Origin of the sequence: Streptomyces bathyalis, from assembly GCF_015910445.1 — a bacterium.
Lineage (GTDB): Bacteria > Actinomycetota > Actinomycetes > Streptomycetales > Streptomycetaceae > Streptomyces > Streptomyces bathyalis.
Window position 1 is genome coordinate 3,436,990 of sequence record NZ_CP048882.1, and the last position, 21,640, is coordinate 3,458,629.

Annotated in this window: 16 protein-coding genes and 2 tRNA genes; 6 read left to right on the forward strand and 12 right to left on the reverse strand. The window is 69.5% G+C overall.

What is annotated here, in order from left to right; genetic code table 11:
* Positions 1-128 precede the first annotated feature (128 nt).
* Positions 129-785, forward strand: coding sequence for a M15 family metallopeptidase (locus tag G4Z16_RS14940; RefSeq protein WP_197351268.1), 657 nt, complete (start codon positions 129-131; stop codon positions 783-785).
* A 207-nt stretch (positions 786-992) separates the two neighbouring features.
* Here G4Z16_RS14940 and G4Z16_RS14945 read toward each other — a convergent pair whose 3' ends face one another.
* The 7 genes from G4Z16_RS14945 to G4Z16_RS14975 all read right to left on the reverse strand — a co-directional run bounded on the left by G4Z16_RS14945 (position 993) and on the right by G4Z16_RS14975 (position 6,651).
* Positions 993-2,240 carry a PP2C family protein-serine/threonine phosphatase gene (locus G4Z16_RS14945; protein ID WP_246530864.1) on the reverse strand — a complete coding sequence of 416 codons (1,248 nt, stop codon included), beginning with the start codon at positions 2,238-2,240 and terminating at the stop codon, positions 993-995.
* 229 nt (positions 2,241-2,469) lie between these two features.
* Positions 2,470-3,522 (reverse strand): SpoIIE family protein phosphatase, encoded by a 1,053-nt coding sequence (locus G4Z16_RS14950; RefSeq protein ID WP_207794547.1) that lies wholly within the window; start codon positions 3,520-3,522, stop codon positions 2,470-2,472.
* A 13-nt stretch (positions 3,523-3,535) separates the two neighbouring features.
* The gene (kaiC, locus tag G4Z16_RS14955) at positions 3,536-5,041 is read right to left on the reverse strand and encodes a circadian clock protein KaiC (RefSeq protein ID WP_197351270.1); all 1,506 of its coding nucleotides are present in this window, start codon (positions 5,039-5,041) and stop codon (positions 3,536-3,538) included.
* Positions 5,034-5,348 (reverse strand): circadian clock KaiB family protein, encoded by a 315-nt coding sequence (locus G4Z16_RS14960; RefSeq protein WP_197351271.1) that lies wholly within the window; start codon positions 5,346-5,348, stop codon positions 5,034-5,036. Before G4Z16_RS14960 ends, kaiC begins: the two co-directional genes overlap by 8 nt.
* A 440-nt stretch (positions 5,349-5,788) precedes the next feature.
* The gene (locus G4Z16_RS14965; protein WP_197351272.1) at positions 5,789-5,959 is read right to left on the reverse strand and encodes a hypothetical protein; all 171 of its coding nucleotides are present in this window, start codon (positions 5,957-5,959) and stop codon (positions 5,789-5,791) included.
* 305 nt (positions 5,960-6,264) lie between these two features.
* Positions 6,265-6,337, reverse strand: a tRNA-Arg gene (locus G4Z16_RS14970).
* A gap of 223 nt (positions 6,338-6,560) precedes the next feature.
* Positions 6,561-6,651: transfer RNA gene (locus G4Z16_RS14975), tRNA-Ser, on the reverse strand.
* Positions 6,652-7,138: 487 nt separating this feature from the next.
* Between G4Z16_RS14975 and G4Z16_RS14980 the strand changes: the two genes are divergently transcribed.
* Entirely contained in the window at positions 7,139-10,807 is a 3,669-nt protein-coding gene (locus G4Z16_RS14980; RefSeq protein WP_197351273.1) for a PAS domain-containing protein, read from the forward strand.
* 118 nt (positions 10,808-10,925) lie between these two features.
* On the opposite strand, the gene G4Z16_RS14985 is transcribed toward G4Z16_RS14980, so the two are convergent.
* From G4Z16_RS14985 to G4Z16_RS15000, 4 genes are all read right to left on the reverse strand, one after another.
* Positions 10,926-12,578: a long-chain fatty acid--CoA ligase gene (locus G4Z16_RS14985; RefSeq protein WP_197351274.1), complete on the reverse strand. Its 1,653-nt coding sequence runs from the start codon at positions 12,576-12,578 to the stop codon at positions 10,926-10,928.
* Positions 12,579-12,781: 203 nt separating this feature from the next.
* Positions 12,782-13,402, reverse strand: coding sequence for a SigE family RNA polymerase sigma factor (locus G4Z16_RS14990; RefSeq protein WP_197351275.1), 621 nt, complete (start codon positions 13,400-13,402; stop codon positions 12,782-12,784).
* 195 nt (positions 13,403-13,597) lie between these two features.
* The gene (locus tag G4Z16_RS14995; protein WP_246530865.1) at positions 13,598-14,596 is read right to left on the reverse strand and encodes a glycoside hydrolase domain-containing protein; all 999 of its coding nucleotides are present in this window, start codon (positions 14,594-14,596) and stop codon (positions 13,598-13,600) included.
* Positions 14,597-14,790: 194 nt separating this feature from the next.
* Positions 14,791-15,582 (reverse strand): helix-turn-helix domain-containing protein, encoded by a 792-nt coding sequence (locus G4Z16_RS15000; protein ID WP_197351276.1) that lies wholly within the window; start codon positions 15,580-15,582, stop codon positions 14,791-14,793.
* 317 nt (positions 15,583-15,899) lie between these two features.
* On the opposite strand from G4Z16_RS15000, the gene G4Z16_RS15005 reads away from it, so the two are divergent.
* Positions 15,900-16,595 (forward strand): hypothetical protein, encoded by a 696-nt coding sequence (locus G4Z16_RS15005; RefSeq protein WP_197351277.1) that lies wholly within the window; start codon positions 15,900-15,902, stop codon positions 16,593-16,595.
* 37 nt (positions 16,596-16,632) lie between these two features.
* Here G4Z16_RS15005 and G4Z16_RS15010 read toward each other — a convergent pair whose 3' ends face one another.
* Positions 16,633-17,733 (reverse strand): LacI family DNA-binding transcriptional regulator, encoded by a 1,101-nt coding sequence (locus G4Z16_RS15010; RefSeq protein ID WP_343070824.1) that lies wholly within the window; start codon positions 17,731-17,733, stop codon positions 16,633-16,635.
* 684 nt (positions 17,734-18,417) lie between these two features.
* On the opposite strand from G4Z16_RS15010, the gene G4Z16_RS15015 reads away from it, so the two are divergent.
* From G4Z16_RS15015 to G4Z16_RS15025, 3 genes are read left to right on the forward strand one after another with little or no spacing between them, the layout of a single operon-like run.
* Complete coding sequence (locus G4Z16_RS15015) at positions 18,418-19,725, forward strand: ABC transporter substrate-binding protein (protein WP_246530866.1); 1,308 nt, start codon at positions 18,418-18,420, stop codon at positions 19,723-19,725.
* A 14-nt stretch (positions 19,726-19,739) separates the two neighbouring features.
* Positions 19,740-20,810, forward strand: a complete 1,071-nt coding sequence (locus G4Z16_RS15020; protein WP_197351278.1) for a carbohydrate ABC transporter permease — start codon at positions 19,740-19,742, stop codon at positions 20,808-20,810.
* Complete coding sequence (locus G4Z16_RS15025; RefSeq protein WP_197351279.1) at positions 20,807-21,640, forward strand: carbohydrate ABC transporter permease; 834 nt, start codon at positions 20,807-20,809, stop codon at positions 21,638-21,640. Before G4Z16_RS15020 ends, G4Z16_RS15025 begins: the two co-directional genes overlap by 4 nt.

Consider the following 21,640-nt stretch of genomic DNA (forward strand, 5'->3'; position numbering starts at 1 on the left):
GGACTTCTCCCGGTCAGGCAATAGACCTCCCACGATGTCATCTTCCGGTTCACGAGGGGCGCGCGGGCGCTGAGATGAATGGGGAAGAACGGGCACGGCGGTACGGGCGCACGCGAGATGATCGCGCCATGACCGGCGTCATCCTGATGTCCGACCCGAGAGTCGCGGCCGTTCCCGTCGCAGACAGTGGCGAACGGCTCGTGGACGTACGACGGGAGAGCGAACTGCTGGTCGACGGGCGCAGACACGACTCGGCCGGCGACTTCGCCAAGGTGCGCCGCGGCGTCCTCGACCGGCTGCTGAGGGCGGAGGCGTCGCTGCCCCAGGGGTTCCGGCTGCTGTTCGTCGAGGGGTACCGGCCGCCGGCCCTGCAGCGCCGCTACTTCGAGGACTACGCGGCGCGACTGTGCGCGGCCCATCCGGAGTGGTCCGCCGAGCAATTGCGGTCGGCGGCCAGCCGCTACGTCTCTCCACCGGAGCTGGCACCCCACAGCGCCGGCGCCGCCGTCGATCTCACGCTGGCCGACGCCGACGGCCATGAACTCGACCTGGGCACGCGCATGAACGCCACTCCCGAGGAGAGTTCGGGTGCCTGCTACACGCAGGCGGGGAACATCAGCGAGGAGGCCCGCCGCCACCGGGACCTACTGGGAGCGGCGCTGAGCACCGCCGGACTGGTCAACTACCCCACGGAGTGGTGGCACTGGTCGTACGGAGACCGGTACTGGGCCATGGCGACGGGAGCGGAGTGCGCTCTCCACGGCCCCACGGAACCGGAGCCGTGAACGTCGTCCTCACCGCCCAACGGACTCCCGCCGCCCCCGCCTTGACGCGCGGCCCCGGCGGACCGAGGACGCGGACGCCCTCGTGAGAGCCCCACCGTGACCCGGAAATGCGCCGCGTGCCTACCCGGCCTGCGCTCCACATCGTTGACAACGGCCGGGACCCGGCAGTGCGGGGCCGGGAGTTCGTGGTCATCCGGAGGCGGGACGTCAGAGGTCCGGGACGGCGAGGTGGTCGGCGCTGCCGCCGTGCCATTCGATGAGGAAGAGCGTCGCGTCGTCGCTGGTGGTCCCGCCCCGCTCCCGCATCAGGGACTGGGACAACTCCCGTGCCATCTGGGCCACTCCGTCGCAGAGCGGTCCGGTGCGCTCGATGGTGTTGATCATGCGTGTTTCGCCGAACGGTTCCCCGCCGATCCGGTGTTCCTCGGTGAGGCCGTCGGTGTAGAACATCACCCGGTCGCCCTTGGTCAGTTGAATGGTGGAGACCTGCGGTTCGGCGCCGCCGAAGCCGACCGGCAGCGTGGTCGGACCCTCCAGCTTCCGGATGACCCGGTGACCCCGGATGAGCAGTGCCGACGGGTGGCCCGCGTTGACCCATTGCAGCTGGCCGGTTTCCACGTCCAGGCGCAGCATTTGGGCCGTCACGAACTGCTCCGGCCCAAACTGCGCGTCGACAGCTCTGTCCATGAAGGAATAGAGCTCCGCGAGCCCGATCTCGGCACGCCTGGCGTGACGGTAGGCGCCGATGGCGACGGTCGCCAGCACGGCCGCACTCAGCTCGTGGCCCATGGCGTCGATGATCGCCAGATGCAGGACGTTGTCGTTGAGGGCGTAGTCCAGGCTGTCCCCGGCGATCTCGTGGGCGGGTTCCAAGGCGCCGGCCAGGGACACCTGCGGGGTGTTCATCGACAGCGGAGGCAGCAGCGACCACTGGATCTCCGCCGCCACGGTCAACGACTTGCCACGACGCCGAGCCTTGAAGAACTGGTCGGTGTAGCTGCTCTTGGTGACCACGATGTCCGCGACCAGACCGGACAGCCTCCGCAGCAGCCTCCGGTCGTCCTCCTCGACCGCGTCCAGGGTGAGGGCCATGACGCCCACCACGTCGCTGCCGTCCAGCAAGGGGAGATACAGGCGCACGGCCTCCGCCAGCCACTCTTCGACCACGCGCTTGCTGAGGAATGCCTGACCCGCGTGTGAGCCGTCGATGGGCAACGCGTCACCGTGGACGAGTCCACGGCCCGGCAGCGGCGCCAGCATCAACTGCTCGTAGTCCTGAAGGTAGATGGAGACGTCCCGGCCACCGACCTTGGCGCATTCCTCGGCCACCAGCGGAGCGATGAGATGCGCCGGCATCTCGTGAGCCCGGTCCAGCAACTGCCCCAGCAACCGCTCACCGAACCCCTCCGAGAGGTCCACATCAACCCGGCGACCCGGCCTTCGACCTTGCTCCACCGGATGCCCCTCCCTTCGGCGAACGACTATCCCGGCATAACTACCAGAACGGATCGAAGCAACGAACCGGCCGGACACCTCACCCCAATGGATGGGGGTCAGGGCTGCGTCACAGGGGCCGTGCCATTCAGTCGCTGTGCGGCTCGCGGATCCGCCCGTCGCCTGAGCGCTCGCACGGCGCCGGAAGGCCGGGTGCTGTCTCCGAAGGCAGCGCCCATCGGACGCGTTGCTATCGCGCAGAGCTTCCGTCGTGGGGCTGAGCGGGCAGTCGCAGGGCGAGGATGGCGATGTCGTCGTGGTCGTCCCCGAGGTGCTGATCAGCGAGGGTCCGGCACAGCTCGTCCAGCGGCAGGTGGGCGCTGCCGCCGGCGATGGCGGCCAGGGAGGTCAGGCCCACGTCGATGGACTGGCCCGGGCGTTCCACCAGCCCGTCGGTGAAGAAGATCATCGTGGCGCCTTCGGGCAGGGACCGCGTGCCGGCGAAGCGGGGCCGGCCGGGATCGACGCCGAGCGGCAGGCCGGGCTCGGTGTGCAGGTACTCGGCCGCGCCGACGGGGGTGAGCAGCAGGGGCGGGAGATGGCCCGCGCTGCTCCACCGAAGCTGCCAGCCGTCGCCGCTCGGCTCGATGCAGGCCACGCATGCGGTGGTGACGGGGTTCTCGTTGATCGCGTGCAGCGTCCGGTCGAGTGTGGCCAGCACCGAGCCGGGCGCGGAAGGCCGGTCGTAGAACAAGGCGCGCAGCATGTTGCGGATCTGGGCCATCGCGGCGGCGGCTTGCAGGCTGTGCCCGGCGACGTCACCGATGACGGCGCCGACGGCGCCGCCGGGCAGCGGGAGCGCGTCATACCAGTCACCGCCCAGCTGCTCGGCGGCGGGCCGGTAGACGACGGCCGTCTGGAGGGGGGACAGGTCCGGCAGCGTCGGCAGCAGCAGCCGCTGGAAGGCGAGCCATCGCGACGTCACGTCCCGCAGCGAGACGACGGACAGCGGAGCGCCGTTCGCGGTGGTCGCGCTGACGCGCATCTCGACAACCCTGACGCCGCCCCCGGGCTGCCTCAGCTCCACGTCTGTCGCCTGGCCGTCCACGATCGGGAAGCCGAACGGCGTGTCCAGAAGATCCTCGGCGGGGCGGCCGAAGAGCTCCGTCGCGGCTGGATTGCACAGCCGGACGATCCCCTGATCGTCCACTGCGATGACCCCGTCGGCGGACGCGGAGATGACCAGGTCGATGAGGTCGCTTCCGAGTCCGCTGGTCCCGGCTCCGGGCCTGTCTCTCGCCATGGGGGTGCGCCGCTCAGATGTCATCGCCGATGACGCCCGGCCACGGTGGCGCGTCCAGGCCGACGGCTTCCATGTCGTCGAGGGTGGCGACCGGGGCGCCGATGTGCATGCCGTCCGAGTCGATGCTGACCTGGCGCACGGCCTCGTCGTGGGCGGAGCCGCGGTTTTGCACGACGGCTACGGTGCGCTTGATCATCCCGGCGTTCTGGAAGTACCGCAGTGCGATGGTGACGTCGGTGAGGCTGGCCAGTTCACGCGCGATCGAAGGTGTCTCCACAGGTGTGAAGCGGCTGGTGGGGGCGGAGGTGAGCAGCGTGGTGATGCGGTGCTCGCGTACGACCGCGCCCAGCGCGATCACCAGGTCGAGGAGCGCCCTCGGTGTGGCGATGCGTTCCAGTGCGGACAGGGTGTCGATGACCAGGCGCTGGGGCTGGAAATCCATCACGGCCCGCCGGATCCGGATGAAGTAGTCCTCCAAGGAGGCCACTTCCGGGTAGTCGCACACCACCTGCAGCTGGCCGCCTTCCTCCATGGCCTCCAGGTCGATTCCCCAGCCGGCGGCGTTGCGCCGCATCTGCTCGCGGGTCTCGTCGAAGGTGAACCCCAGGCAGCGCTCTCCCTCTGCGACACCGGCCTCCAGGAACTTCAGACTGGTCAGTGTCTTGCCGGACCCGGAGGGCCCGGACAGCAGGACGATGGCGTCCCGGTAGAACCCGCCACCGCACATCCGGTCCAGCCCGGCGTTACCCGAGGACACGCGGGTACTGGCGGCGGTCGTGGACGGCATACCGAGGAAAGCGAGGGGGATGACAACGAACCCTTCGCGCGGGTCGATGGTGAACAGCCATTCGCCCGTGCGGTGCGGGGCACCGCGGAGCTTGACGATCTCGACGGTCCGGCGCCGGCGCTCCTGGAGCAGCACATTGCGCAAGACGATCACGTTGTCGACGACGAACTCCTCGACCCTGTACCGCGATACGCCGTCGTACTCGCTGTTCCGCTCGGCCGTGATGACTGAGGTGACTGCGAGCGAGGTCAGCGCGGAAGAGAGCCTGTAGCTCTCCCGGCGGACGATCCCGGGGTCGGCGAACCGGGCGAACACGGCCCCCAGCGAGTCCAGTACCACCCGGGAGGCGCCGATCCGGTGGACCGCGTGCTCGATGCGGGACAGCAGCGCGCCGAAATCGTAGGCTCCGACGACGGCGGCTTCCTCGTCCTTGCTCTCGGCGGCGTCGACGAACGCCCACTTCCCCTCGGCTTCCCACTGCTCGATCGGAAAGCCCAGCGAGACGAAGTTGCGGCGGATCGCATCCGGCGTCTCCTCGAAAGTGACGAACACTCCCGGCTGGTCGTATTTCGCGATCCCGCGGGCGAGGAACTCCCCGGCAAAGATCGTCTTACCGCTGCCGGTCGTGCCGGTGACCAGAGTCGGCCTGTGTGCCGGCAGTCCGCCTATCGCCACCTGGTCGAACCCGTTGATCCCGGTGGGAACCCGCTCGATCGCGTCGGCCTCAAGCACCGCCCGCCTCCTTCTCCTCCCGGAATTCCTGCGACTCACCAGGCAGATCCAGCGCGTTCGCGACTCTCGGGGGGTCGGACAGGTCCCCGACCACCCGCAACTGCGGCAACGGCCGAAGCCTGACCACGGTCGGCGTGGCCAGGATCCGCTGCTCCTCCGCCAGCCCGGGCCGATCCACCACGTCCACCACTTCCATCTCGTACCCACCCGGCAGTCGGGTCTCGGCAAGGGCACGCAGATTCGACTCGGCAGCGCTGGACCGCTCAGACTGCCCAGCGACGAACAGGCGGAACGCGTAGTCCGTCACCAACCATCACCCCCCCCGTGCCGGGTTGCCGGGAATGCTGAGGAGCCCCTCCCCGGTCGCCACGCCCCGCGGCACCGTCCCGCCTCGACCGGCTTCCCGTGACGTCCATCCAGGCACCTGACCTTTCCAGACCGAGTAGCACCCGGAAATTCTCCAGAACCCGCTGCGCAGCCCTCGTCCGAGCCAGGAGTGCAGGTCCTGCCCGTAGGCGCACGGCGGCCCGCCGAGGGTCGTGCCGCTGAGCCGATGGGCTGCTCCGCCCTCTCACGATCACCCTGCATGCCGCCGGGCGCCCGCGGGACACGGCCATACGGGTGCTGCGGCAGGCGCACGGGCGCTGGGTCGCGATGCTGTGGCAGGCCCACGCGCGGTGGGTCGCGATGCCGTGGCGGCAAGTCCCCTGCCGTGTCCCCCGGAGTCCCGACGTCCGGGGGGGTATGTCAGGCCGGCCGTCCCTTCATCGCAGCAATCTCCCGGGCACGCGCCGTCAACTCGCGTGCCGCACGGACCTTGCCGGACGGCCGGATGCGCCGCCGCATCGTCACGAAGTGCTCACGCCCTCGCGACGCGCTCAACCGGACATGGTCGTCCAGGAACGAGCCAGCTCGCATCCGCGGCGTCCACGTGCCCGAACTTGAACTGCCGCTGTGCAAGACCGCCTTGGAGTGCACACGCCCCTGCCCTCTTGAACGGGCTGCAGCGGCGGCGACTCCGGCATGGCCGCGAACGGTCCCCCAGGGTCCTTCGACTCGTGGACAACGTGCGCGACATGGGCAACGAGGAAGACGAGGACGGCGACCCCGACGCGGCTCCAGCAGTCGTCTGAAGCCCGCTCTGTGGCGGTTGCTGTCAATCGATGATGTCAACGGTCAAAGCAAAGGCCCCTTGGATGATTCCAAGGGGCTTCTGACCTGTGCGCGCTCGGCAGGATTCGAACCTGCAACCTTCTGATCCGTAGTCAGATGCTCTATCCGTTAAGCTACGAGCGCTTGACACGTGGGCTGTTGATCAACCCTGCGATGTTGCGGGAACAACATTACATGAACGGCGCCCAGAGGCGAAATCTGTTCTCCGCACCCACTCTGAGCTGCGAAAAGGCCCTTTCGACGCCCTCACGGGACAAGCCTCGCGCCCCCTTCCCGAAGCCCTTCCCGGCACACACGAAACCCCGGCCACGAGAGCCGGGGTTTCGGCGATCTTGGAGATCGGAAGCGGAGGCTGAGGGATTTGAACCCTCGATGGGGGGTTATCCCCAAACCGCATTAGCAGTGCGGCGCCATAGACCAGACTAGGCGAAGCCTCCCCGCACGACCGCGACCTGACGGAGCGGTGCGTGCCGATGATGGCACAGCCTCACGGGCTGTCTCCAATCGACCCCTACCGTACTCGGTCCCGGCACCGGCGGGCAAAGCGATTCGCGGCACCGACCGCCGGTGACCGGGAATGATCCGCGCTCCGGCCGACGGCCCGCGCGGCCGGTACGGCACGGCACGTGCCCCGGTGCCTGACCGAGAACCTGACCGGTACCTGGAAGATCGCCCCGAGGAGCAACGGGGCGGGCAGCGAGGGGGAGCACGGGCCCGCGGCAGCGCCCGGGAGGCGCCCGTCGTCCCGTATGCACCCCTCTCTTGTGCACTCCGTACAGCACTGGCCGCGTATATGCCCGCTGGCCGTAGACTCCCCTCTGGTGGCACGCCCGGGGTCGGCGGCACACTGGCAGCCGTGACCGAACGCAGAGGGCCGGGCGACCGGTCACCCGCACCATGTGTCAGCAGGGAGGAAATTCCGTCGTGAGCAGCAGGCCATCCCGAGGCGCTGCTCGTCTCGCCGCCATACTCGACGCACTGCCTGATGCGTTGCTGCTGGTCAACTGCAACGGCACGGTGGTGAACGCAAACACCATCGCGCTCGAAGCGTTCGAGGCTCCCGGCACCGCACTGGTGGGACGAGGGCTGCTCGATCTGCTGCCCGAGTTCGATGCGAAGCGGATCCCGGGTTCCATGCGCAGGCCGGACGAGGCCGCCGCAGAGCTGGAGCAGCGCCAGCTGCCGACCCGCATGGTCGCGAGGCGCACCGACGGCAGCGAGTTCAACGTCGAGGTCACCAGCGCGAACCTGGAGGACGGGCGCACGCCCTACGCCTCCGCCTTCGAGGCGGCCTTCGCCGATCACGGCCCCGGCAGCGGCAACTCCTACACGGGCGATGAGCTGCTGATGCTCGTCGTGCGGGACCTCACCGGCACCCTCGACACCGAGGCCGAACTCGCCCGCCAGCAGCGCCAGACGGAGATGATCCTGCGCGCCGCGTCCGAGGGCGTCATCGGCGTGGACACCAACGGCGTGATCGTCCTCGTCAACCCGGCGGCGGCGCAGATCCTCGGCTACCGCGCAGGCGACCTCGGCGGTCAGGACCTGCACTCGCTGCTGCTGCATTCCCGTCCGGACGGGAATCCGCTCCCGTACGAGGAGACCACCCTCAGCGACACCCTCAAGTCGGGGCGCAAGCACCGGGTGCGCGCCGGTCATGTGCTGTGGGCGAAGGACGGGCAGGCGGTGCCCGTCGACATCACGACGGCACCCGTGCGCGACGGCGAGCAGCTGGTCGGCGCCGTGGTGACCTTCAGCGACCGGCGTGCCCAGGAATCGCTGGCCGCGCGGCACGAGCAGCTGCTGGCAGTACTGCAGGACTCGCTGCGCGGGCCGCTGGACCAGCTGCGCGACGAGCTGTCCGGGCTGGCCGCCGACCCCGCCGGGCAGCTGTGGCCCGAGGCCAACCAGATCCTTCACCACCTGGCGGCGGGCTACGCGCGCATGACGACGCTCGTGGACAACGTGCTCGGCTATCAGCGCCTCGACGCGGGCCGGGAGAAGCTGCGCCGCGAGATGACGTCCCTGGACTCGGTCGTGGCGAACGGCGTCGAGGGCGCGGTCGAGCTGATCGGGCCGGGGCGCGCACAGTTCGTGGTGCACGCGCCGCCGATCGAGGCCGAGGTGGACGGCGAGCGGATGACGACCGCGCTGGCGCATCTGATCGCGGACGTGGCCGGCGTGGACGCGACGGGCAACACCCTCGTGGTGACGCCGGGCGTCGACAACACGATCGTGGTCGCCGCGGCCCAGCGCGGTGACGTCGTACGGATCGAGGTGCGCGGCCCCTACGGCGGCGGCGACCCGGTGCATCTGCCGATCGTCCGCGGCACGGTCGAGCGGCACGGCGGTGTGCTGCAGACGCACGAGGTGCCGGGCGCGGGCGGCAGCGCGTACGTGCTCGAAGTGCCCCTCAAGGCTGACACCGCGGGCGCCGCCGAGTCGGCTGCCGGTGGTGACCGGGCCGGTGCCACGGGCGAGGGGTCCGCTCAGCGCGGCCGCGAGGGGAACGAGACCACGGTGATGCCGGTGCCCGCGCAGCCCGTGCGCGGCACGGAGGCGCCGGCGGACCAGCCCGCGGGGCCGTGGACGGGCACGGGCGACGTCTCGGACGCGCCGCCCGCAGCGGGTATCCCCGACCAGTTCCAGGCACGGCACACGCAGGAGCAGGACGAGGGGACGCCGACCGGCCGCCGCCGCGGCCGTCCCAGCCCCGCCGAGGCGCAGCAGGAGCAGCAGGCCGCAGCCGGTGACGCGGCCGCGGGTGCGGAGGCGGCCGGTATGACGGTGCCGCAGCAGGCCGGCGCGGGCCGCCGCTCGCGGCGAACGCTCTCGCCGCCCCCGGCCGGTACGGACGGCGCCGGCATGCAGACTCAGCCCGCACAGGCCGAAGAGGCCGCGGGCGCACAGCCGTTGCCCGCGCAGCAGGCTCAGCCGGGGACGGGCCGGAGGGGACGCCGCCCCGCACAGGAACAGCCGGGTCAGCCGCAGCCGGCGGAGGCACAGCAGGCCCAGCACGGCCAGGGCGACGACGGTTCCGCACAGGCCGGGGGCCGCAGGGCGCGCAGGCTCGCGCGAGCAGAGGGCGAAACCGGCCAGCAGGGCGTCCAGTTCGCGGCGGCGCCCGGTCAGCCGCAGCCCGGCAGCAACGGTGCGGCCCCGGCAGCCGACGAGGGCGCGGCGGCCGCACAGCAGAACGGTGCCGTGCCGCAGCAGGTCCCCGCCCAGCAGGTTCCGGCACAGCAGAGCGCCCCGCAGACCGAGCAGGAGGCCGGGCAGGGCGAGCAGCAGGCGGTGGAGCACCAGGTGGTCGCCGCCAGCCCCATCCTGGGCGGCGGTCCGCTGCCGCAGAACATTCCGCAGCAGCCGCGCGGCCTGCCGATGCCCGGCGCACCGAGTGCCGAGGAGCAGGCGTCGTACGAGACGGGACACCACCGCGTGCAGACGCTCGGCCAGGGCGTCCCCGTCACGCCGGGAATGACGGAGAGGCCCGGCGGTCCGCAGTCCTACGGGCACTCCGCGACCCGCGCACCGGTGCCCTCGCCCCATCAGGCGCACGCGCCCGCGCCGGCGACGGCCATACCGTCCACTCCGTCGACGCCGCCGGGTCAGGGCAGGCGTCGCAAGCTGGCGGCGCCGGACCAGGGCGGCGGGCAGGCCGGCGGGCAGCAGCCCACCGGGAGGCAGACGCAGGGCCGAAGGGGACCGGCGCCGGGTCACGGGAATCCGCCCCCGGCGCGCGAGTTCACCATCGGCGCCCCGGCGGCGGGCACCGCCGAGGGCCCGGAGCCGCTGGACGGCCCGAACAGCCCGGTCGAGCTGACCGACGGACGCGGATTCCCCGTGCCGCGCCAGGCGGACGACGAGATGCCGCCCGAGCCGCTGGACAATCCGCGGCGGCTGCTGGTGTGGCCGGAACCGGACGCCGCGACGCAGCACGCGCTCTCGTCGCACGGCTACCGTCCCGTCATCGTGCATTCGCGCGAGGAGGTCGCGGCGCAGATCGCGGCCCGTCCCGCCGCTCTGTTCGTGGACCCGCTCACCGGCCCGATCACGCGCACCGCGCTGCAGTCGCTGCGTACGGCGGCGGTCGCGGCCGAGGTGCCGGTGATGGTCACGTCGGGGCTGGGGCAGGCGACGCGCGAAGCGGCCTACGGCGCCGACCCGGCCGTCCTCCTCAAGGCCCTCGCCCCACGCGACAGCGAGCAGCACCCGCCGCGTGTGCTGCTGGTCGAGGAGCGGCCGCCGATCGCGGGCGCGCTGGCGGCGTCGCTGGAGAGGCGCGGGATCCAGGTCGCGCACGCGCAGACGGATGAGGTCGCCGTCAACGTGGCGGCGCAGATGCGGCCCAACCTCGTCGTGATGGACGCGATGCAGGTGAGTACCCGGCGTGCCGGGATCATCGACTGGCTGCGCGTGAACAGGCTGCTGAGCCGCACGCCGTTCGTCATCTACACCTCCGCCGACATGAACCCGGCGGACCTGCCGCGGCTGGCGACGGGCGAGACCGTGCTCTTCCTCGCGGAGCGGTCGACGAGCGACGCGGTTCAGCAGCGCATCGTGGACATGCTGTCCAAGATCGGCGCGCAGTGAGCGTCCCGTTCCGAACATGATCTCCGCGCGTTGACCCGGGCGGGCACGGGCCTTTCGCGTCCGTGCCCGCCGGGCCGGTCCGAGCGCGTCGTTCCCGGACCGGCCCCGTTCGTCCGTCTCAGAGCCGGGTGACGTCCAGCTCTCCCGCCGCGAACTGCCCCCTCAGCACCTTCTTGTCGAACTTGCCGACGCTCGTCTTCGGCACGGCAGGGATGAGCGCCCATCGCTCCGGCACCTGCCAGCGTGCGATGCGCTCGGCGAGGAAGGCACGCAGTTCCTCATAACCCACGTTCTCCGCGCCCTCCTTGAGGACGACGGTGGCCAGCGGGCGCTCCCCCCACTTCTCGTCCGGCACCGCCACGACCGCCGCCTCGGCGACGGCCTCGTGCGCCATGAGCGCGTTCTCCAGCTCGACGGAGGAGATCCACTCGCCGCCGGACTTGATGACGTCCTTCGCGCGGTCGGTGAGCGTCAGATAGCCGTTGGGGGTGATCACGCCGACGTCGCCCGTGCGCAGCCAGCCGTCGGGGCTGAACTTGTCCTCGGGGCGCAGGGGTTCGCCGGTCGCGCCGCCGTAGTAGGCGCTGGTGATCCAGGGGCCGCGAACCTCCAGCTCGCCCGGCGACTTCCCGTCCCAGGGCGCGAAGGTGCCGTCCGGTGCCGCGAGCCTGGGCTCGACGGAGGCGGGGAAGCGGCCCTGGCTGATGCGGTAGGGCCACTCGTCCTCCGCGCTGAGCCCGGCCGGCGGGTGGGCGAAGGTGCCCAGAGGCGAGGTCTCCGTCATGCCCCAGGCGTGGCAGACGCGCACGCCGTGGTCCTCCTCGAAGGCCCGCATCATCGCCGGCGGGCACGCGGAGCCGCCTATGGTGACCAGCTTCAGGCTCGATATGTCGCGCGGCTTCTCGGCGAGTTCGCTCAGCAGCCCCTGCCAGATGGTCGGGACGGCGGCGGCGTAGGTGGGGCGTTCGGATTCGATCATCTCGGCGATCGGGCCGGGCTGCAGGAAGCGGTCCGGCATCAGCATGTTCACGCCGGTCATGAATGTCGCGTGGGGCAGTCCCCAGGCGTTGACGTGGAACATCGGCACGACCGGCAGCGCGGTGTCGGCGTCCGTGAGGCCCATGGACTGCGTCATGTTGACCTGCATGCTGTGCAGATACATGGAGCGGTGGGAGAAGAGGACGCCCTTCGGGTCGCCGGTGGTGCCGGACGTGTAGCACATGGCGGCGGCGTCGCGCTCGTCCAGCTCGGGCCAGTCGTAGGTGGAGGGGCGGCCCTCCAGCAGTTGCTCGTAGTCGTGCACGGACTGGCGGCAGCCCTCGAGCACGGAGGTGTCACCGGGACCGACGACGATGATGTGCTCGACCGAGTCCAGGGACGGCAGCAGCGGAGCGAGCAGCTGGAGCAGGGAGCCGTTGACCACGATGACGCGGTCGGCGGCGTGGTTGATGATGAACACCAGCTGGTCCGTGGGCAGCCGGAGGTTCAGGGTGTGCAGGATCGCCCCCATCGAGGGGACGGCGAAGTACGCCTCCACGTGCTCGGCGTTGTTCCACATGAGGGTGCCTATGCGGTCGTCGCGCACGATGCCCAGCTCGTCGCGGAGCGCGTGGGCGAAGCGCGCGGCGCGCTCACCCGTCTCCCCGAAGCTCTGCCTGTGCGGCTCCCCCTCTCCCGTCCAGGTCGTGATCGTCGATTCCGCGTGGACGGTCGAACCATGACGGAGGATGCGTGAAACGAGCAGGGGTACGTCCTGCATTGTGCTGAGCACCTGGGGCCTCCCCGAGTTACGGACGGGTACTGGTGCTGCGATTCTGGACGCATACCGCGCGGTACGTCACTACTCGGAGGCGAGAACTTCAAGGCAGGGCGGGGTGCGGCACGCACCGGGGGCGCCGGGGTCTCCTCGGCCGCGGCTCTGCCGCACCTCGGACGCACGGAGACGGCACCGGGGCGGCACCCGGGCCGCACTGCTCAGGCCGCCGCGACCGCCTCATGAGCGGGCTCCGCGGTCCGGTCCGGCTCGGCCGGCTCGTCCTCCTCGGCGCCCAGCACGTCCGTCGCGAGCTGCGGGTCCTCGCGGAGCTTCGAGAGCGCACGGGAGACGGCGCTCTTGACCGTTCCCACGGACACCCCGAGCACCGCGGCCGTCTGCGCCTCGCTCAGGTCCTCGTAGAAGCGCAGCACGACCATCGCGCGCTGCCGGGCGGGCAGTTTGAGGATGGCGTGCCACAGCGCGTCGCGCACCGCCTGCGCCTCGGCGGGGTCGGGCCCCTGCTGCGGCTCGGGCTCGGGCAGCTCGTCGCACACGAACTCGTCGACGCGGCGCTTGCGCCACTGCGAGGTGCGCGTGTTCACCAGTGCCTTGCGAACGTAGCCGTCGAGCGCGCGGTGGTCCTCGATCCGCTCCCAGGCCAGATACGTCTTGGTGAGCGCCGTCTGGAGCAGGTCCTCGGCGTCGCAGGGGTTGGCTGTGAGCGAGCGCGCGGTGCGCAGCAGCACCGGCCCGCGGTCCCGCACGTATGACGTGAACGTCAGCGGCGTCACGGACGGAGAGGCGCTTCGGGCCCTCCCGGCTGTCCCAGGCGTGGTCATGGCTCAACGCTAGGAGCGGGCGGGCCGCCGCGGATCGCCCCGAGGTCCCGAAGCGGCCTCCGCCTCTGGGGGGAGAGGCGGTGCCCGCTCCACCTCCGCAGGGTGGACCCCGGGGGTACCCGGGGGTCAGGGTGCCTCAGGGGCGCGCCTCCGGGTCCGGGGCGCCGTGCCGTGACGAGCGGTTCAGGCAGCGGGTCAGGGGACGACGGCAACGGGTGCGTCCACGAGATTGCGGTCGATGGTCAGGCGGCGGCCGCCGTAGGTGCGGGTCACGTTGCCGTCGTGCTGGTGGATGCGGCGGTGCGGCTGCCAGGCACCCGCGTCGATGTACTTGTTGCTCTTCACGGACGCCTTCGCCTTCCAGTCCGCGAACCACAGCGCGTGGGGGAGATCCTTCCTGCCCGCCTTGCGCGCGCCGTTCATGTGCTCGATGCCGGAGTTCGCGCTGCTGTAGAAGCCGGGGAGGTAGCCCGCCTCGCGCACGGAGCGGTTCCATCCCTGGATGAAGCGGAGCGTGGTGGCGGCGCAGCGCGTCGAGGAGTTGTCGTAGGACTCCATGTCGAGGTAAATGGCGCTGTGCCTGGCCATGCTCAGCTTCTTGGCCGCGGCCACGGCGTCGCGTCCCTCGCGCAGGCCCCGCCGGGTGGGCGCGGTGTGGCTCATCGAGTAGCGGCCCTTGCGCGTCGACTCGACGCAGGGCGACTGCGAACCGATGTAGATGGGCAGCACCTTCCATCCCATGCGGTCCACGGAGCGCATCCAGGAGGTGTTGAGGTTCGGCTGGTGGGGGCACGCCCGGGCACGGCCACCGATGTAGACGCCTACGGCACCGAACGGGGAGGTGCCGTCCCATGCGCGCATGAGGGACGAAGAAGGGGTGTGGCAGGTGTCGAAGGCCTGGCCCTGGAAGATCTCGGCGCCGGACGGGCTGGGGTCGCGCTTCGGCCGCTTGCCGGAGACGGAGCCCTTGCGGGCGCCGGGAGTGGCGGTCGCGGTGGCCGTCGGGGTGGCCGTGGAAGTGGGGGTGGCCGTCGGGGTGGCCGTGGGAGTGGGGGTGGCCGTCGGGGCCGGACCGGCCGCCGGTCCGCTCGCGGCGTGCGCGGGAATCATGTCGGCGGCGGCGAGGCCGGTGAGCAGGGTGATCGAGGCAAGGGAGACGGCGGTTTTGCGGATGATGTGATTTTTATGCCACATGGACCGAGTGAACGGGCATCACCCGGCGGCGCCGCTGAGGCTCGCCGCCGCCGCAGCGGTTTCGCCCGACTGGGCCGTCCGCCGGTGACTGCCGCGGCGCGGGCTCGCTGCCCGAACAGGCCGCGCGGCCACGCCCGTTACCCCGTCCGCCATTGCCGGGTGCCGGCCGGTACCGTCCCGGCGGAGCCGGCCGCTCAGCCGCCCTCGCCGACGCAGCGGCTGCCGAGGGACTTGAGCTTGGCCTGGTCGACGTAGCCCTTCGTACGGCTGCCGGCGACATGGCCGTAGTCGCGGAAGCGGTACGGGCGCCCAGCGGGAGCCTCGTCCAGGCGGAAGATGTCGTCGGTGTGCACGTCCCCGATGTCGTTGCGGCCGGCGTCGAGGATGTCCCCTTCCCGCATCACCCGGTATACGCGGGTCATGCGGCAACTCGCGCTGCTGTCCGGCTCGTCCGCCGTCATTTTCGCGGAACTCCCCGCGCGGTCCGGCGTCCCCGAGGTGCCCGACCACACCACCGCGAACGTCCCCGCGCAGACCGCGACCGCGGCCACCAGCGCGACCAGCCCGGCGCGCGAGTGGAGCCCGGCCGGCAGGCACCACACGGAGGGTGCCGGGGACTCCCGGCGTCCCGCCTGCCGGGGCTGTCCGGCCTGCCCGGGCTGCTCCGCCGCCTCGTCCGGTGCGTTCCTCTCGCGCTCGGTGGCCTCCGCCGCCTGCTCGCGCAGCCTGCCCAGCCGTTGCCGCTCCCGGGGTGCCAGCCCGGCGACATCGCAGAAGGCGGCGAAGGTGTCGGCGGGCATGACCTCCTGGCCGTTCAGGTAGCGGGAGACCGGTGACTTGGTGAGATGGAGCGCCTCGGCGAGCTCGCGCTGGTTCAGCTCCGTCCTGTCCCGGAAGACGGCACGCAGCTGCTCCGTGAAGTCTCTGACAGTGCCGCCGAGTTCGTCCGGCAGCGGTTTCAGCGGGCGTCTGCCTGGCTCGGGCACGTCCCTGCCTCCCTCATCCACGTCCCTCTTCGCCGGTCAGAGGCTCGCGGGCCTCCCGGTGTCCCTCGTCGCACGCAACCCGTGGCGGTGCCAGGCGGCGGGACCGAAGAATCAACCCGGCTCGTCCTCCGTGCACTTCGGCGGTTCACACCGGCCCCTGCGCTCCGGGAACGCCCGCATGTTCTCACGCGGCGGGCGGGCGCGGTGCCGGAACGGTGCGCACCGGGATCCGGCGGGCCGATGCGAGCCCCGGGCACTTCGAGCCGTCTCGACTGCCCGGCGTAACCGGACAACCGAACACTCGAAGAGAGAAACCGATGACCATCAAGAGGAAGCTCCAACTCGTCTTCGCGGGCGCCCTGATCACCGCGCTCGGAAGCACGCTCACGATCTGGTCCTCCGACGCCGAGGCCGCCGTGAACCGCTACACCATCCAGGCCAACTCCCCCAAGCCCGAGGCCTGCAAGAACCACGGCACCGTCCCGGCCGGAACCTGGCTGCAGAACAAGGTGTGCGGCTACTTCGTCGGCACGGCCCTGGCCGGCACCGCCTTCGATGTGCACGAGACCGCGCAGAGCGACTACCACTACGGGCACAACTACGGCGGCAACAACCTGTGTGCCTGGGTGCCGCCGGGCGCGCTCAGCGGCTCGCCCACGGGCAAGGCCGACGAGTCGTGCAGCGCCGAGACGAAGGAACGCATAGGCCACCGCCGCTCGTTCGGCTCCGACTTCAACGCCCGTGCCCACGAGGCGGAGGACGGCAGCGCCGTCTCGGTCGACCCGGCCTGCTCGGGAGGCGCGTACCTCAACTACTACGACTCCAGCGACTACAACAGCGGTTCGCTGCGCGACCCGGCCGGCACGCCCGCGGCCCAGGTGCAGTACCGGTACACGACCAACGGCTCCAACCCCGCGGTCGTCGTGCGCGATTCGAACCTGGGCTGGGTCTTCATGGACCGCGACTGCGTCACCGACTGGCGGGGCGTGAAGTTCCACAACGACAACGACTAGCCTCCGCGGCCTGGTCGCTTCTTTCGCCGACCGACCGTCAGGAGCCGTCGTCGGCGTGAGCGGGGGACGCCGCCTCCAGTGGGTCCGCGCCACTGTGGGGCAGCGTCTCCTCGCGCGACAACGGCGCCGTACTGCCCCGCAGGATCAGACGTGTCGGCAGGACGATGTGCTGGCCTTGGTCAGCATCGCTGTCGCTGACAAGTGAACGAACCAGTTCACCGGCGACACGTCCGATGTCCGTGGGCGACTGGGCGATGGTGGACAGGTCCGACCACCGGGCGATCTCATGGTCGTCGAAGCCGAGTACGGATACCTGCTCGGGGACGTCGATGCCGCTCCTGCGCAGCGTCCAGAGAACCGAGACGGCAGCTTGGTCCTGTTCGGCGAAGATCGCGGTGGGTGGCTGCCGCTGGCTGAGCAGCTGCCCGACCGACTCCACGACTCTTCGCTTGTCGCCGAAGCTGGAGGCGGTGACCACAAGACTGTCGTCCAGGGGGATTCCCGCTTCGGTGAGCGCCTGCCGGTAGCCGGTCAGCCGTTCGTTGGAGCTGAAGCTGAACCCGCTGGGACCGATCGTTTTCACGAAGGCGATACGGCGGTGTCCGAGGTTGAGCAGATACTGCGTGCCGCGGCGCCCCCCGGCGACATCGTCGATGTACACGCTCGCTCGTCCCTCGGCGTGCTGGCTCACGTAGATGACCGGGATCTCCAGGTCGTCCAGACGCGCGCCCTCCTCCTCGGTGAGGTCGAAGGAGAAAACCAGCAGGGCGTCGGCGTTCCGCCGGGCCGGGAGACGTTCGAAGAAGTCGGCGCGTTCGGTCATGTTGGGCGTGACGTACATGAGCAGATCCATGCCCGCCGCGCGCAGTATCGGCGCCAGGCTGTCCAACGCAGAGCCCATGAACCACGAATTGAGAACGGGCGTGAGTACTGCTACCACCCCCGTCTTGCCGGTGGCCAGACTGGCGGCCTGCCTGGAGACCGCGAAGTTCAGCTCGCGGGCTGCCTGTTCGACCCGGACGCGGACTTCGGGCGAGACGGTCGAGAGCCCGCGCAGCGTGCGAGAGACGGTGGAAGGGGAGACCCCGGCCCGTACGGCGACATCGACCATCGTGGGGTGCCGTTGCGCTGGTGGCATGACGGGGACGCTAGCACGGGAAGCCCCTTTCAGCGGCAGCTGATGACAGCGCTGCCACGGAGGGTCGCAACGATTCAACCTTTGAATGCTTGGTTTTTCTCACACCAAAACGGACATTTCACAGCAGAAGTTCGAGAGATCCCTGCGTGACACCCATTGACTTCCCGTATGTGCATCCATACGTTGAACGCGCTGTCTTGAAGTAGTCAACACCATGCATGCGTTGCGTGCGTCTTCATGGCTTTGACCTGCAGTTCGGTCGTTCAACACGTCTATGACAGCGCCTCTATCAGGCCGTTTTGAGCGTCCATGCACACCGTCTGAGAGCGCGGCCGGTGAAGGGATGAGATTCGCATGGCTGCAGCGAGTCCCGAGAGGGTCTCCAGGTGCTGCACCTGGAGTGACCGCTCGGCTGTCGATGGCCTGTATCGGACGTTGCCGGTGGAGATCTACTTACCGAGACCTTCTGCGCGTACGTGACCCGCCCGGGCAACCGTGACAACGGGAGCGGGGCCGCCGTCATCGCTGCGCCCACCCGCAGAGCTCGCACCGCCGACGATCGGCGGACAACAACTGTGCGCCTTCGTCCCAGCGGGGACCACGCCCTCGTTCGCCGGAACCGGCCAGCGGCTGCGCGCCGGAGCGATCCGGCCGATCCGGTTCCACACCGTTAGGAGAGACAGAGTGAAGACCAGTGCTACCAGGGCGGTTCAGTGCTCGGCCGTCGTCCTTGCCGGCCTCATGGCCACCACCGCCTGCGGATCGTCCGGTGGCGATGACGCCGCTCAGAAGAACCCCTCGTTCAAGGGCCGCGGCCCCATCAAGTACGTGGCCGGCAAGGACGCCGGAGGGTCCGTCCAGAAGGTGCTCGACAAGTGGAACAAGGCGCACCCGAAGGAAAAGGTGACCTTCGTAGAGCTGCCCACGGATGCCGACGCGCAGCGTCAGCAGATGATCCAGAACGCGCAGACGAAGTCCGACGCGTATTCGGTGCTGTCCCTCGACGTCGTGTGGACCTCGGAGTTCGCGGCTCATCAGTGGATCGACCGGCTGCCCGAGAACAAGTTCCCGCTGGACAAGATGATGAAGCCCGTCGTGGAGACGGGGAAGTACCGGGGCGGGCAGTACTCGATACCGCACGCCTCGGACGGCGGCCTGCTCTACTACCGCAAGGACCTGCTGAAGAAGGCAGGCATCGACAAGGCCCCGGCCACCTGGGCGGAGATGCAGGACGCCTGCGACAAGGTCAAGAAGCTGTCCGAGGGCAAGGGCATGGACTGTTATGCCGGGCAGCACCAGAAGTACGAGGGCCTGACGGTCAACTTCTCCGAGGCCGTGAACTCCGCGGGTGGTGAGGTGCTCGACGCGAAGGGCAAGCCGAACCTCGACACCCCCGAGGCGAAGAAGGGCCTGGACTTCCTCGCCAAGTCCGTCAAGGACAAGACGATCCCCAAGGAAGCGACCACCTACCAGGAGGAACAAGGCCGGCAGGCCTTCCAGGGTGGGAAGTTGATCTTCATGCGGAACTGGCCGTACGTGCACTCCCTCGCATCGAAGAAGGACGGTTCCAGCAAGGTCGCGGGGAAGTTCGATGTGGCCCCTCTGCCTGGCCTGAAGGGGCCGGGCACCTCAAGTCTGGGCGGCCACAACGTCGCTCTGTCGTCCTCGGCGAAGAACAAGGCCACGGCACTCGACTTCATGAAGTTCTTCACCAGTGAGCAGAAGGCCCGGTTCGCCCTCGAGGAGGCTTCTCTCGCGCCGCCCTACGAGAGCCTCTACACCGAAAAGGCGCTGGTGAAGCAGTTCCCGTACCTGCCCACGCTCAAGAAGTCGATTCTGACCGCCGAGCCGCGTCCCCGAGTCGTCAACTACGGCGACGCGAGCAGTGCGATGCAGAAGGAGGCCTACGCCGCCATGACGGGTACGAAGAGCAGTGCTGAGGCCCTGAAGGACCTTCAGAAGGCTCTTCAGAAGCCCACGGCGCAGCAGTAAGGAGCGGCCCGCTCATGGTGGAAACGCATAACCCCGGGGGCAGTGCGACAGCCAGTGCGGATGAGTCGTCGCACGACCGCTCGGGCGGCAGTTCGCCCGACGGGCTGCCGGCGCCGGCCAAGCGCCGGCGCCGGCAGCCCGGGGCGACGTCGGGATCCGCGCGGATGGCCGCGCTGCTGGTCTCCCCCACACTGCTGGTGCTGACGATCGTCGTGCTCTACCCCACGATCGTGGCGTTCAAGGATTCGCTCTACGGCACTGCGGGTCTGGACCCGAAGACGGGATTCGTCAGCAAGACGGAACCGTTCGTGGGCTGGTCCAACTACGCCGACATCTTCGGGGAGGCCGGCTCCCGATTCTGGAACGCCTTCTGGAACACCTCGTTCTTCACCGTCACCACGGTCACGCTGGAAACGGTGATCGGTGTGGCCATGGCGCTGATCATGCACAAGGCCTTCAAGGGCCGGGCACTGGTCCGTGCGAGCATCCTGATCCCGTGGGCGATCCCCACCGCCATTTCCGCGATCCTGTGGCGCTGGATATTCAACAGCGACGGCGTGGCCAACAAGATCATCGGCGAGCAGATCCTGTGGACCACGGAGGGATTCCACGCCCAGGTCGCGGTCATCATCGCCGAGGTGTGGAAGACCGCGCCGTTCATCGGCCTGCTCGTGCTGGCCGGTCTCCAGGTGATCCCCAAGGAGGTCTACGAAGCCGCACGGATCGACGGGGCCACCGCAATGCGCCAGTTCTGGAACATCACCCTGCCCCTGGTGAAGCCCGCGCTGCTGGTGGCCGTGCTGTTCCGGACGCTGGACGCGCTGCGGATGTTCGACCTTCCCTACGTCCTCATCGGCGCGAAGAAGGCATCGGTGGAGACGTTGTCGATGCTGGCCCAGGACGAGGCGTCGAACGTGCGGTTCGGACCGGCTGCGGCGTACGCGGTGGTCCTCTTCATCTATGTCTTCCTGATCGCGCTGGCTTTTGTCCGGTTGCTGGGCACCGATCTCGTCCGTGACGACGACCCCACCCCCAAGCGCCGCCGCCGGTGGCTGACGCGACGTCGCACGGAGGTGACGGCATGAACTTCCAGGCAAAGATCCGCAGGTGGCTTCCGTATGTGGGTGTCGCCGTCGTCGTCGCCTACTGCCTGGCCCCGTTCTACTGGATGGTGGTGTCCAGCCTGCGGCGCACCTCGGACATCTTCGAGAACGCACCGCTGCCCAGCCACCCGTCCCTTGAGAACTACCTCGCGGTCTTCGACCCGTCCCAGTCGTTCACCAAGTCGATGATCAACAGCATCGTCGTGGCCGGGGTCACCACATCCGTGGCTCTGGTGCTTGCCACCTTCACCGCCTACGCCATGGCGCGGCTCCGGTTCCGCTTCAAGCGCGTCGTGCTCACGGTGATCATCGCCACTTCGATGTTTCCCGTGGTGTCGATCGTGGTCCCGCTGCTGAAGCTGTTCACGGACTTCGGCTGGATCAACACCTATCAGGCGTTGATCGTGCCCAGCATGTCCTTCGCGCTGCCGCTCGCGGTATGGAACCTCACGACCTTCTTCCGGCAGATGCCGGAGGAACTCGAGCACTCGGCCATGGTCGACGGGTGCACGCGGGGCCAGGCGTTCCGCAAGATCATCATTCCCCTTGCCGCGCCCGGCCTGTTCACCACCGCGATCATCGTCTTCATCATCGCCTGGAACGAATTCCTCATCGCCTTGACGATGACGAACAAGGAGGACATGCAGACAGCTCCTGTCGCCGTTTCCAAGTTCACCGGCGCCTCTGATTTCGAGGTCCCGTTCGGCAGCCAGATGGCGGCTGGCGTGCTCGTCACCCTGCCGCTCGTCGTCCTGGTGATCGTCTTCCAGCGTCGCATCGTTTCCGGCCTCACCTCCGGTTCGGCGAAGTAG